This is a genomic window from Delftia sp. ASV31 (genome assembly GCF_016428765.1).
GTDB classification, from domain to species: Bacteria; Pseudomonadota; Gammaproteobacteria; order Burkholderiales; family Burkholderiaceae_C; genus Comamonas; species Comamonas acidovorans.
The window spans coordinates 53,113-65,341 of the sequence record NZ_JAELTK010000030.1 but is presented as its reverse complement, the minus strand read 5'-3'; the positions used below and the strand labels follow the sequence as shown (position 1 = coordinate 65,341).

Genomic DNA, 12,229 nt, shown 5'->3' with positions numbered 1-12,229 from the left:
AGAGCTCTTTGCGGATCGGCATCTTCGGCGCCGAGCCCTGGACCGAGGCCATGCGCCGCGAGATCGAGGGCAAGGCGGGGCTGGATGCCGTGGACATCTACGGCCTGTCCGAAGTCATGGGCCCGGGCGTGGCCAGCGAATGCGTGGAGAGCAAGGACGGGCCGGTGATCTGGGAAGACCATTTCTATCCCGAGATCATCGACCCGGACACGGGCGAGGTGCTGCCCGACGGCAGCGAGGGCGAGCTGGTCTTCACGTCGCTGTCCAAGGAAGCCATGCCCATCGTGCGCTACCGCACGCGGGACCTGACGCGGCTGCTGGCGCCGACCTCGCGCAGCTTCCGGCGCATGGGCAAGATCGTGGGGCGCAGCGACGACATGATGATCATCCGCGGCGTCAACGTCTTTCCCACGCAGATCGAGGAAATCGTGCTGGCCAATGCCAGCCTCACGGGCCTGTACCAGATGCACATCAGCCGTGAAGGCCTGCTGGACACCGTCGAGGTGCACTGCGAGCTGCAGCCGCAGCGGCGCGGCCTGGGCGATGCCGAACGCGGCGAGATCGCGCAGTGGGTGCAGCAGCGCATCAAGACCCTGGTGGGCATTTCCACGGCGGTGCGCGTCTTCGATCCCGACACCATCGAGCGCACGCAGACCGGCAAGGCCCGGCGCGTGTACGACAAGCGGCCGCGTTGAGGCACCGCCGGCCGTCGTCAACCATTTCATTGAAGGAGATCGCACATGTATACCCAGGCCATGGACACCATGGGCAAGGAAGCGGGCGATGGCGGCAAGGCCGTGCGCTCGGCCGACGAAATGCGCCTGCAGCAGCGCTTTGACGAGCGCATCGATGCCGGCGAATTCATCGAGGCCAAGGACTGGATGCCCGACAACTACCGCAAGACGCTGCTGCGCCAGATCAGCCAGCACGCGCACAGCGAGATCGTCGGCATGCTGCCCGAGGGCAACTGGATCAGCCGCGCGCCCACCCTCAAGCGCAAGGCCATCCTGCTGGCCAAGGTGCAGGACGAGGGCGGCCATGGCCTGTACCTCTACGCGGCCGCCGAGACGCTGGGCAGCAGCCGCGACCAGATGCTGCACGCGCTGCACACGGGCAAGGCCAAGTACAGCTCCATCTTCAACTACCCCACGCTGACCTGGGCCGACATGGGCACCATCGGCTGGCTGGTGGATGGCGCGGCCATCATGAACCAGGTGCCCATCTGCCGCTGCTCCTATGCGCCCTATGCGCGCGCCATGGTGCGCATCTGCCGCGAGGAGAGCTTTCACCAGCGCCAGGGCTACGAGGCGCTGCTGACCATGATGCAGCAGGGCACCGAGGCGCAGAAGGCCATGGTGCAGGACGCCGTCAACCGCTGGTGGTGGCCGTCCATCATGATGTTCGGCCCGCCCGACGACCAGTCGCCCAACAGCGCGCAGTCCATGCGCTGGGGCATCAAGCGCATCTCCAACGACGCGCTGCGCCAGAAGTTCATCGACGCCACGGTGGACCAGGCCAAGGTGCTGGGCGTGACCCTGCCCGACCCCGACCTGAAATGGAACGAGGCCCGCCAGGCCCATGACCATGGCCCCATCGACTGGGACGAGTTCTGGCGCGTGATCGCCGGAGACGGCCCCTGCAACCGCGAGCGCCTGGGCGCCCGCGTCAAGGCCTGGGATGAGGGCGCCTGGGTGCGCGAGGCCGCCCTGGCCCATGCCCGCAAGCAGACACAGAGAAACCAGACCCGCAAGGAGGCCGCATGACCACCGTCGAACAGAACATCACCAACGAATGGCCGCTGTGGGAAGTCTTCGTCCGCAGCAAGGCCGGCCTGGACCACAAGCACTGCGGCAGCCTGCATGCGGCCGACCCGCAGATGGCGCTGCAGATGGCGCGCGATGTCTACACGCGGCGCCAGGAGGGCGTGAGCGTCTGGGTGGTGCGCTCGGACCAGATCGTGGCCAGCGACCCCGGCGACAAGGACATGTTCTTCGACCCGGCCCAGGACAAGGTCTACCGCCATCCGACCTTCTACCAGCTGCCGCCCTCAGTGGACCACATGTGAGCGGGGTGCTGCCATGAACGCCTCCGCCTCCGCCTCCTCCATCGCCATTGATGCCCGCCCCGAGGTGCAGTACCTGCTGCGCCTGGGCGATACCTGCCTGATCCTGGCCCAGCGCCTGGGCCAGTGGTGCGGCCACGCGCCCATCCTCGAAGAGGACATCGCCATGACCAACATGGCGCTGGACCTGGTCGGCCAGGCGCGCGCGCTGCTCACCCGCGCCGGCCAGCTCGAAGGCCGTGCGCACGACGAGGACCAGCTCGCCTTTCTGCGCGACGAGCGCGACTACTTCAACGCCACGCTGGCCGAGCTGCCGCGCGGCGACTTCGCCTTCACCGTGCTGCGCAACGCCATGGCCGCCACCTGGCTGCGCCTGATGTGGGAGCGCCTGGTGCAATCCAGCGACGCCGAGCTGGCCGCCATTGCCGCCAAGGCGCTCAAGGAAGCGCGCTACCACGAGCAGCACGCGGGCGACTGGGTGGTGCGCCTGGGCGACGGCACCGAGGAATCGCGCCAGCGCATGGAGGCGGCGCTGGCCCAGCTGTGGCGCTATGCGGCCGAGCTGTTCACCGACGACGCCACGGACGCTGCCGCACGTGCCAGCGGCCTGGGCCCGGCCTGGTCCGAGCTGCGCGAACCCTGGCAGGCCGAAATGGCTGCCCTGCTGCAGGAAGCCACGCTGGACATGCCGGCCGAATCCGCCTTCCGCAGCACGGGCCGTAACGGCGTGCACAGCGAGCACATGGGCTTCATCCTGGCCGAGATGCAGCACCTGCAGCGCGCCTATCCGGGCGGGGTGTGGTGATGGCTGCCGCACGGCTTGTGGCCGTCACATCCGCCTTGGCCGAGCGCGAGCGCCTGGCCTGGGCCGCGCTGCAGGACGTGCCCGATCCCGAGGTGCCCGTGATCTCGGTCTGCGAGCTGGGCATCGTGCGCGAGGTCCATGCCCTGCCCGAAGGCCAGGGCATGGAGATCGTGCTCACGCCCACCTACTCGGGCTGCCCGGCCACCGAGGTCATCGAGCGCAGCGTGCTCGAGGCCATCGAGGCCGCAGGCCTGGGCCCCGCGCGCGCCGTGCTGCGCCGCGCCCCGGCCTGGACCACGGACTGGATCAGCGACGACGGCCGGCGCAAGCTGCGCGAGTACGGCATCGCGCCGCCCGGGCGCTGTGGCGACTCCGGCCTGCCGGAAGGCACCTCGCCCATCCGCCTGGTGCGCCGCCGCCAGGGCATCGCCGCGCCCGAGCCCGTTGCCTGCCCGCACTGCGGCAGCGCGCACACCGAACGGCTGTCGGCCTTCGGCGCCACGGCCTGCAAGGCCCTGCACCGCTGCCTGGACTGCCGCGAACCCTTCGAACACTTCAAGCCGATATGACCACGACCACGATGTTCCACCCGCTGCGCGTGCGCAGCATTGCGCCCGACACGGCCGAGGCCGTGGTCGTCTCCTTCGACGTGCCCCCCGCGCTGCGCGAGGTCTTCGGCTTCACCCAGGGCCAGTACCTCACCCTGCGCCACCAGATCGACGGCCAGGACCTGCGCCGCAGCTACTCCATCTGCGCAGGCGTGGATGACGGCGAGCTGCGCGTGGGCGTGCGCAAGGTGCGCGGCGGCCAGTTCTCCAACTGGATCAACGAGCATCTGCGCCCCGGCGACACACTGCAGGTCATGGCGCCCCAGGGCCGCTTCTTCGTGCCCATCGAGCCCGGGGCCGCGCGCCACCATGTGGGCATCGCCGGCGGCAGCGGCATCACGCCCATCCTGTCCATCATGAAGACCGTGCTGGCGCGCGAGCCCGCCAGCCGCTTCACGCTGATCTACGGCAACCGCCAGCTGCAGTCCACCATGTTCAAGGAGGAGATCGAGGACCTCAAGAACCGCTACATGTCGCGGCTGTCGCTGCAGCATGTGTTCTCGGACGAGCACACCGACCTGCCGCTGAACATGGGCGTGATGGACCGAGCCAAGATCGCCGAATTCCTGCAGGGCGTGGTGCCGGCCGCGCACATCGACCATGCCTACATCTGCGGCCCCTTCCAGATGAACGACGAGGCCGAGGCCGCCCTGCTGGCCGCCGGCGTGCCCGAGGAGCGCATCCACATCGAGCGCTTCGGCGTGGCCCTGCCGGCCGCAGGCCAGGGCACGGTGGGCGCCGTGGTGCACGAGGCCCAGCCCGGCGACGCCGCCACCGCCCGCATCACCCTGGTGCGCGACGGCCTCTCGCGCGAAATCCCCTTCACGCGCGGCCAGGCCAGCATCCTGGACGCGGCCTCCTCGGCCGGGCTGGAAGTGCCCTATTCCTGCACCTCGGGCGTCTGCGGCACCTGCCGCGCCAAGGTGGTCGAGGGCGAGGTGCGCATGGAGCGCAACTTCGCCCTCGACAAGAACGAGGTCGCCTGCGGCTTTGTCCTGACCTGCCAGGCGCATCCGCTGACCGAGCGCGTGGTGCTGTCGTTCGATGAGCGGTGAGGGCCGTCCCGCCCGGGGACGGCCGCGGGCCTACTCGACGCCGATATCCAGCCGCGACACCAGTGCCCGGCCGTGTTCGTTCAGGCCCGTCACCTCGACCGTGCTGCCGTGCTTGCGCAGGCGCTGGCAGACCTTGTCCAGCGCATTGACGGCCGTGATGTCCCAGAAATGGGCGTTGGTCAGTTCGATGCGCACCGGCCGGCCTTCGATGTCCCGCACGTCGAAGGCATCGACCAGCAGGTCGGCCGAGGCGAAGAAGACCTGGCCCGAGACCCGGTAGGTCAGGCCTGCATCGTCCTGCGTCTTCTCGACGGACAGCAGCCTTGAGACCTTGAAGGTGAAGAACACCCCGCTGAGCAGCACGCCGACGCCCACGCCGGCGGCCAGGTTGTCCGTGGCCACGGTGACCACCACGGTGGCCAGCATGACGGCGCTGGACAGCTTGGGATGCCTGAGCAGGGCGCGGGCCGATCCCCAGTCCAGCGTGGAGGCCGACACCATCACCATGATGGCCACCAGCGCCGCCACCGGCACCTGGGACACCCAGGGCTTGAGCAGCACCATCAGGATGAGCAGGAAGGCGCCCGCGAACAGCGTGGACAGCCGGCCGCGGCCGCCGTAGCGCACATTGCCCACGGTCTGGCCGATCATGGCGCAGCCGGCAATGCCGCCGAACAGGCTGGCCGCGATGTTGGCCACGCCGATGCCGCTGCACTCGCGGTTCTTGGAGCTGGGCGTGTCCGTGAGTTCATCGACCACGCTGGCCGTCATCATGGACTCCAGCAATCCCACCATGGCGATCGCCAGCGCGGGCAGGGCGATCAGGCGCAGCGTCTCCAGCGACCACGGCACCTGCGGCAGCCCGAAGCTGGGCAGGCCGTCCGGCAGCAGGCCCAGGTCGGCGACCGTCTTTAGGGGCAGGTCCAGCCAATTCGCCGCCACCGTCAGCACCACGATGCAGACCAGGGGCGAGGGCACGGCCGTGGTCAGCCGGGGCAGGCCGTAGATGATCAGCAGGCCGGCGCCCACCATGGCCCAGGTGGCGGCATTGGCGCCGATCAGGTGCGGCATCTGGGCCGAGAAGATCAGGATGGCCAGCGCATTGACGAAGCCCGTGCGCACCGAGCCGGACACATAGCGCATCAGCACGCCCAGGCGCAGCACGCCGAACAGGATCTGCACGGCCCCCGCAAGAATGCCGGCCGCAAAAAGGTACTGCACGCCATGCGCATGCACCAGCGGAGCGGCCACCAGTGCGACCGAGCCCGCAGCCGCCGACACCATGGCCGGGCGCGCGCCCGTGAAGGCGATGACGATGCTGATGATGAAGGAGGCGAACAGGCCGACGGCCGGATCGACCCCGGCCACGAAGGAGAAGGCGATGACCTCGGGGATCAGCGCAAAGGTGGCCACGGCGCCGGCCATGAGCTCGCGCGGAATGCTGGGCGCCCACTCGGCGCGAAAGGGATGGGGGTGTTTCGACATGGAAATGGCCGGCCCCGCCGCGCTGGGTGTGACAGGGCGGGGCAGGGCGGGGCAGGATTTTGTAGACGGGAATGAACATGCCGGGCGTCGGGCGATGCCCGAAACCTGGCGGCTTGTGCTGTTCGACCGTGCTACGGCGGCGCCAGGCGGGTGCAGCCCGAGCGCCGGCTTTGCGAGCCGCGCGCGATGCGGGCCAGCGTGAAGCTGTGAAGGCGTGCGGCATCGCGGCTGCGCGCTTGGCGAGCCCCTGGTTGACGGTGCCGGTGGACTGAAATCACGGGCGCGATTGTACGAGGGGGTGCTGCCTGCCGTGGGATGGGCCCCTGGCCGCAATCAGTCGTAGTGCGCCATGGTGGCGCGGTAGCGCACAGGGCCTTGCTCGGCCGATGAGGCCTGCACCACTTCCACGTAGACGACTTGGCCCGAAGACGCCGTGTACCTGGCATGGCGAACGCGCCGCCCCATGCCGTAGGAGGGGCCGGGCGTTTCGTCGTCCGCAGTCCGGGAATAGCCTTTGCCGAGCAGGTAGGCATCGAAGGCGTGCGTGGCGGGGCCAATGCTTGCGAACTCCACGTCATAGGACACCAGGTCGTGTGGCGGCTTGTTGCCGTCGCCTACGGTGCCGAAGTACTCCGCCTTGCCCAGCGCGCCCACCAGCGGCGCATGGCGCACCAGGGACGAGATGCCGATGTAGTAGGTGAAGCTGCCGGGCTCGGGCGTGTAGTCCTCCTGCGAGATCAGGCACAGGGCTGCAGCCAGCCAGCCGACCACGGCCAGCAGCAGGCACAGGACAAGACTCCACAACAGGGTTCTGGCACGCGGCAGGGGCATGGGATTTGTCGTCGGGCGCCTGGAAAAACAAAACCCGCTTTCCGGGGAAAGCGGGTCTGGATGCTCAAGAACCTTGATGGTCCGAATCAGAACGGAATGTCGTCATCCATATCGTCAAAGCCCGAGGCTGCGCGCTGGGGCGGGGGTGCCATGGGCGCGGGAGCGGGGCGCTGGGCGGGGGCCTGGCGCGGTGCGGGCGCTGCCATGGGGGCAGGGGCCGGGCGGCGCTGTTGCTGCTGGGGAGGGGCGTCGTAGCCGCTGTCGCCGTAGCCTTCATCGCCGTAGCCGCCGCCTTGCTGGCCACCGCCGCCGCCCTGGCGGCTGCCCAGCATCTGCATGCTGTCGGCACGGATTTCGGTGGCGTAGCGTTCCTGGCCGCTGGCCTGGTCGGTCCACTTGCGGGTGCGCAGGCTGCCTTCGACATAGACCTGGCTGCCCTTGCGCAGGTACTGGCCCACGATTTCGGCCAAACGGCCGTTGAAGACCACGCGGTGCCACTCGGTGGCTTCCTTGTTCTCGCCCGTGTTCTTGTCGCGCCAGCGGTCGGTGGTGGCGATGGTCACGTTGGCCACCTGATCGCCACTCGGGAAGGTGCGCATTTCGGGGTCGCGTCCGAGGTTGCCGACGATGATGACTTTGTTGACGGATGCCATGAGTGAAATACCTTTACATAGGGAAGTGGCCCGGGCATAGAGGGATGGATCCCGGGCCAGACGCGCCATTGTGCCGCAAGCCGTCCGCCGATGGCAGGGGGCGGATATCCCGCGGCAACCGCCTGTGGCGGCGGCTTGTAACCGTCTGAAAATCCGCCGTTCAGCCGTGGCGGCCCACGGGGCGCAGCGGCCAGGTGACGACCAGCCACAGCACGGCCAGGACGCTCGTCAGGGTGAACAGGCCCGGCATGCCGGCCCATTTGGCGACGGCGCCGCCCAGCGCGCCGCCTGCGAACAGGCCCAGCGATTGCAGCGTGTTGTAGGCGCCCAGCGCCGCGCCGCGCAGCGGGGCCGGGGCCATGCGCGATACCAGGCTGGGCTGGGTGGCCTCCAGCGCGTTGAAGCCGCAGAAGAACACGAACATCAGCACGGCCATGGCCCACAGCGGCGGCTGCGCGCCACCGGCTGCCAGCAGGCCCAGGCCGATCTGCACGAGGGTGATCAGGGCGATGGCGCCCAGCAGGGCCGCGCGCAGGCGCCCGCGCCGCTCCATGGCGAACAGGCCGCCCATGGCGGCGAAGGACAGCACCACGGCCGGCAGGTAGACATGCCAGTGCGCCTGCTTGTCCAGGCCTGCCTGCACCAGCATGGCGGGCACGGCCACCCACATGGACATCTGCACGGTGTGCAGCACGAACACGCCCAGGTTCAGGCGCACCAGGTCGCCATGGCGCCACAGCTCGGCCATGCGGCCGCGCGGCTGGTCGGCGTGGCGCGCGGGCTCGGGCGGGACGACCCAGAGCACGACGGCAATGCCCGCCAGCGCCAGGGCGCAGGTCAGGCCGAAGATGCCGGGCAGCCCGCCCCAGGCAGCCAGCAGGGGACTGAGCACCAGGGCCAGCGCAAACATGAGTCCGATGCTGCCGCCCACCATGGCCATGGCCTTGGTGCGCACGCTGTCGCGCGTGAGGTCGGCCAGCAGCGCGGTCACGGCCGCCGAGACGGCGCCCGCGCCCTGCAGGCCCCGGCCCCACATCAGACCCAGCAGCGAGTCGGCCGTGGCCGCCAGCAGGCTGCCCGCCGCAAAGACCAGCAGCCCGGCGACGATGACGCGCTTGCGCCCGAACTGGTCCGAAGCCAGGCCCAGGGGCAGCTGGAACACGGCCTGGGTGAGCCCGTACAGGCCCATGGCCAGGCCGATCATGGCCGGATCATCCCCTCCCGGGTATTTGCGCGCCTCCAGCGCGAACACCGGCAGCACCAGGAACAGGCCCAGCATGCGCAGCGCAAAGATCAGCGCCAGGCTGGCGCTGGATCGGCGTTCCTGCGAGGTCATGCGGCCCGATGCGGCCGAGGAGGGGGCGGGCGCCTGGGCGCCGTGGACGGGTGTGGGGGAATCGAGCACGGGGTGCACTGTTGTGGGGGCAAGCAATCCGCCATTCTCGCCCATAGGCCGGCGCTGCGGGGTGGCTGGGTTATGCAAGGCAGTGCAAGACAGTTTTGTGAAGGGGCGCCGCAGAAGGCCCTGCCGCCCCGCAGACCGAGCCGCCATGCGGTGGCACGGGTTCTGACCTATCATGGCGGGTTCGCCTTCGCAGGGGTTTTCCCGATGCCTGGTTCCCACACGATTTCCGAAGACGGCGGCCTGGACCGGGCCGCCGACTCCCGCTCCCAGCCCGACGGCCGCTACCTCGGCCAGGCGCTGGCGCAGTCACGCATCGCCATCCGCGGTGCGCGCACGCACAACCTCAAGAACATCGACCTGGACATTCCGCGCAACCGCCTGGTGGTGATCACCGGGCTGTCGGGCTCGGGCAAGTCCAGCCTGGCTTTCGACACGCTGTATGCCGAGGGCCAGCGCCGTTACGTGGAGAGCCTGTCGGCCTATGCGCGCCAGTTCCTGGGGCGGCTGGACAAGCCCGATGTGGACCTGATCGAGGGCCTGTCGCCCGCCATCAGCATCGAGCAGAAGGCCACCAGCCACAACCCGCGCTCCACCGTGGGCACGGTGACCGAGATCAACGACTACCTGCGCCTGCTGTTCGCACGCGCCGGCACGCCCTACTGCCCCGACCACAACCTGCCGCTGCAGTCCCAGACCATCAGCCAGATGGTGGATGCGGCCCTGGCCCTGCCCGAGGACACGCGCCTCATGGTGCTGGGGCCGCTGGCGCGCAACAAGAAGGGCGAGTTCGCCGAGCTGTTCGCGCAGATGCAGGCCCAGGGCTATGTGCGCTTTCGCATCGACGGCAAGATCCACGAGTCCCATTCCCTGCCCGCGCTGGAGAAGAACGAGCGCCACGACATCGACGTGGTGATCGACCGCCTCAAGGTGCGCGCCGACGCCCAGCAGCGCCTGGCCGAGAGTTTCGAGGCCGCCCTGCGCGCGGGCGGCGCCGACGCCGGCGGCCGCGTGATCGCCCTGGAGATGGACAGCGGCAAGGAACACCTCTTCAGCGCCAAGTTCGCCTGCCCGCTGTGCAGCTATTCGCTGCCCGAGCTGGAGCCGCGCCTGTTCTCGTTCAACTCGCCCATGGGCGCCTGCCCGGGCTGCGACGGCCTGGGCTGCACGGAGTCCTTCGACCCCGAGCGCGTGGTCGCCTTCCCCACGCTGAGCCTGGCCAGCGGCGCCGTCAAGGGCTGGGACCGGCGCAACGGCTACTACTTCTCCATGCTGGAGAGCGTGGCGCGCCACTACGGCACCGATGTGGAACTGCCCTTCGAGGAGCTGCCCGAGAAGGTGCGCCATGTGGTGCTCTGGGGCTCGGGCGAGGAGGAAATGCCCTTCAGCTATGTCTTCGACAGCGGCGCGCGCAAGGGCGAGTCCATGGTCAAGAGCCATCCCTTCGAGGGCATCATCCCCAACATCACGCGGCGCTGGCGCGAGACCGAGTCCAGCGTGGTGCGCGACGATCTGGCGCGGCTGCGCAGCGTCGCCGTCTGCCCCGACTGCGGCGGCACGCGGCTGCGCCGCGAGGCGCGCTTCGTGCGCATCGGCGAGGGCGAGCAGGCACGCGCCATCTACGAGGTGGGCCATGCCACGCTGGCCGAGGCCCATGCCTGGTGCGCGTCCCTGCAGCTGTCGGGCGCCAAGGCCGAGATCGCGGGCAAGGTGGTGCGCGAGATCGCCTCGCGCCTGCTGTTCCTCAACGACGTGGGCCTGAGCTACCTGAGCCTGGAGCGCGGCGCGGACACCCTGTCCGGCGGCGAGGCCCAGCGCATCCGCCTGGCCAGCCAGATCGGCAGCGGCCTGACGGGCGTGATGTATGTGCTGGACGAGCCCAGCATCGGCCTGCACCAGCGGGACAACGACAAGCTCATCGGCACGCTGCAGCACCTGCGCGACATCGGCAACAGCGTCATCGTGGTCGAGCACGACGAGGACATGATGCGCGCGGCCGACCAGATCATCGACCTGGGCCCCGGCGCGGGCGTGCATGGCGGCCGCGTCATGGCCCAGGGCAGCTACGAAGAGGTGCGTGCCAACCCCGATTCACCCACGGGCCGCTACCTGGCGGGCACCCAGCGCATCGAAGTGCCTGCGCGGCGCACGCCCTGGCAACCCGTGCTGGAGGCAACGGCCGAGGGCGAGGCCCGGCCAGCGGCCAAGGGCTTCCCGGCCCGCGCCCAGCAGCCCCCCGCCAATCCCGATAACGCAACCGCGCCCGGCGCGCCGCAACTGCAGGCCCTGCGCGTGGTGGGTGCGCGCGGTCACAACCTCAAGGGCGTGACGGCGGACTTTCCCGTGGGCCTGCTGACCTGCGTGACCGGCGTCTCGGGCTCGGGCAAGAGCACCCTGGTCAACGACACGCTCTATACCGAGGCGGCGCGCCAGATCCACCGCGCCGGCGGCGAGGCCGCGCCGCACGACGACATCATCGGCATGGGCCATTTCGACAAGGTCATCAATGTGGACCAGTCGCCCATAGGCCGCACGCCGCGCAGCAACCCGGCCACCTACACGGGCCTGTTCACGCCCATCCGCGACCTGATGGCCGAGACCAACACCGCCAAGGAGCGCGGCTACGGCCCCGGGCGCTTCTCGTTCAACGTGGCCGGCGGCCGCTGCGAGGCCTGCCAGGGCGATGGCGTGGTCAAGGTGGAGATGCACTTCCTGCCCGATGTCTACGTGCCCTGCGACATCTGCAACGGCCAGCGCTACAACCGCGAGACGCTGGAGGTGCAGTGGAAGGGCCGCAACATCTCCCAGATCCTGGAGATGACGGTGGAGGACGCCCATGCCTTCTTCAAGGACGTGCCCACCATCGCCCGCAAGCTGCAGACCCTGCTGGACGTGGGCCTGTCCTATATCCGCCTGGGCCAGAGCGCGACCACGCTGTCGGGCGGCGAGGCGCAGCGCGTCAAGCTGGCCCAGGAGCTGTCCAAGCGCGACACGGGGCGCACGCTCTACATCCTGGACGAGCCCACGACGGGCCTGCACTTCGCCGACATCGCCCTGCTGCTCAAGGTGCTGCAGCAGCTGCGCGATGCGGGCAACACCATCGTGGTCATCGAGCACAACCTGGACGTGATCAAGACGGCCGACTGGATCATCGACATGGGCCCCGAAGGCGGCTCGGGCGGCGGCCAGGTGGTGGCCACGGGCACGCCCGAGGACGTGGCGGCCAACCCGGCCAGCCACACGGGGCGCTATCTGCGGCCCTACCTGGAGGCAGCGGCGGCTCCCGCGCAGGCCAAGCCAGGCCGCAAGAACGCAAAGTGAGGCCGGC

General features: G+C 69.5%; 11 protein-coding genes. 7 read left to right on the top strand and 4 right to left on the bottom strand.

What is annotated here, in order from left to right; translation table 11 throughout:
* The 6 genes from JHD82_RS13210 to paaE all read left to right on the top strand — a co-directional run.
* Positions 1–695: AMP-binding protein (locus JHD82_RS13210; RefSeq protein ID WP_374191645.1), on the top strand; the 695-nt coding region annotated here is incomplete at its 5' end.
* Positions 696–740: 45 nt separating this feature from the next.
* A complete protein-coding gene (gene paaA / locus JHD82_RS13205; protein WP_012202742.1) occupies positions 741–1,763 on the top strand; it encodes a 1,2-phenylacetyl-CoA epoxidase subunit PaaA in 1,023 nt (340 codons plus the stop codon).
* Positions 1,760–2,065 (top strand): 1,2-phenylacetyl-CoA epoxidase subunit PaaB, encoded by a 306-nt coding sequence (gene paaB, locus JHD82_RS13200; RefSeq protein WP_016454266.1) that lies wholly within the window; start codon positions 1,760–1,762, stop codon positions 2,063–2,065. Before paaA ends, paaB begins: the two co-directional genes overlap by 4 nt.
* A 13-nt stretch (positions 2,066–2,078) precedes the next feature.
* Positions 2,079–2,867 carry a 1,2-phenylacetyl-CoA epoxidase subunit PaaC gene (gene paaC, locus JHD82_RS13195; RefSeq protein WP_199136875.1) on the top strand — a complete coding sequence of 263 codons (789 nt, stop codon included), beginning with the start codon at positions 2,079–2,081 and terminating at the stop codon, positions 2,865–2,867.
* A complete protein-coding gene (gene paaD, locus JHD82_RS13190; protein WP_199136872.1) occupies positions 2,867–3,436 on the top strand; it encodes a 1,2-phenylacetyl-CoA epoxidase subunit PaaD in 570 nt (189 codons plus the stop codon). Before paaC ends, paaD begins: the two co-directional genes overlap by 1 nt.
* Entirely contained in the window at positions 3,433–4,530 is a 1,098-nt protein-coding gene (gene paaE, locus JHD82_RS13185) for a 1,2-phenylacetyl-CoA epoxidase subunit PaaE (RefSeq protein ID WP_199136870.1), read from the top strand. Before paaD ends, paaE begins: the two co-directional genes overlap by 4 nt.
* Positions 4,531–4,560: 30 nt before the next feature.
* On the opposite strand, the gene JHD82_RS13180 is transcribed toward paaE, so the two are convergent.
* The 4 genes from JHD82_RS13180 to JHD82_RS13165 all read right to left on the bottom strand — a co-directional run bounded on the left by JHD82_RS13180 (position 4,561) and on the right by JHD82_RS13165 (position 8,835).
* Entirely contained in the window at positions 4,561–6,015 is a 1,455-nt protein-coding gene (locus tag JHD82_RS13180; RefSeq protein WP_199136868.1) for a SulP family inorganic anion transporter, read from the bottom strand.
* Between the two features lie 333 nt (positions 6,016–6,348).
* A complete protein-coding gene (locus tag JHD82_RS13175; protein WP_199136867.1) occupies positions 6,349–6,846 on the bottom strand; it encodes a hypothetical protein in 498 nt (165 codons plus the stop codon).
* An 86-nt stretch (positions 6,847–6,932) separates the two neighbouring features.
* The gene (ssb, locus tag JHD82_RS13170; protein ID WP_012202749.1) at positions 6,933–7,499 is read right to left on the bottom strand and encodes a single-stranded DNA-binding protein; all 567 of its coding nucleotides are present in this window, start codon (positions 7,497–7,499) and stop codon (positions 6,933–6,935) included.
* Positions 7,500–7,659: 160 nt separating this feature from the next.
* Positions 7,660–8,835: an MFS transporter gene (locus tag JHD82_RS13165; RefSeq protein ID WP_199136879.1), complete on the bottom strand. Its 1,176-nt coding sequence runs from the start codon at positions 8,833–8,835 to the stop codon at positions 7,660–7,662.
* A gap of 273 nt (positions 8,836–9,108) precedes the next feature.
* On the opposite strand from JHD82_RS13165, the gene uvrA reads away from it, so the two are divergent.
* Positions 9,109–12,222: an excinuclease ABC subunit UvrA gene (gene uvrA, locus JHD82_RS13160; RefSeq protein WP_199136865.1), complete on the top strand. Its 3,114-nt coding sequence runs from the start codon at positions 9,109–9,111 to the stop codon at positions 12,220–12,222.
* Positions 12,223–12,229 lie beyond the last annotated feature (7 nt).

What these genes read in the sequence shown, in the direction of transcription:
- JHD82_RS13180 (WP_199136868.1), bottom strand. Translation starts at nt 6,015, where the DNA reads ATGTCGAAACACCCCCATCCCTTTCGCGCCGAGTGGGCGCCCAGCATT.
- paaC (WP_199136875.1), top strand. Translation starts at nt 2,079, where the DNA reads ATGAACGCCTCCGCCTCCGCCTCCTCCATCGCCATTGATGCCCGCCCC.
- JHD82_RS13165 (WP_199136879.1), bottom strand. Translation starts at nt 8,835, where the DNA reads ATGACCTCGCAGGAACGCCGATCCAGCGCCAGCCTGGCGCTGATCTTT.
- paaE (WP_199136870.1), top strand. Translation starts at nt 3,433, where the DNA reads ATGACCACGACCACGATGTTCCACCCGCTGCGCGTGCGCAGCATTGCG.
- paaD (WP_199136872.1), top strand. Translation starts at nt 2,867, where the DNA reads ATGGCTGCCGCACGGCTTGTGGCCGTCACATCCGCCTTGGCCGAGCGC.
- uvrA (WP_199136865.1), top strand. Translation starts at nt 9,109, where the DNA reads ATGCCTGGTTCCCACACGATTTCCGAAGACGGCGGCCTGGACCGGGCC.
- JHD82_RS13175 (WP_199136867.1), bottom strand. Translation starts at nt 6,846, where the DNA reads ATGCCCCTGCCGCGTGCCAGAACCCTGTTGTGGAGTCTTGTCCTGTGC.
- ssb (WP_012202749.1), bottom strand. Translation starts at nt 7,499, where the DNA reads ATGGCATCCGTCAACAAAGTCATCATCGTCGGCAACCTCGGACGCGAC.
- paaA (WP_012202742.1), top strand. Translation starts at nt 741, where the DNA reads ATGTATACCCAGGCCATGGACACCATGGGCAAGGAAGCGGGCGATGGC.
- paaB (WP_016454266.1), top strand. Translation starts at nt 1,760, where the DNA reads ATGACCACCGTCGAACAGAACATCACCAACGAATGGCCGCTGTGGGAA.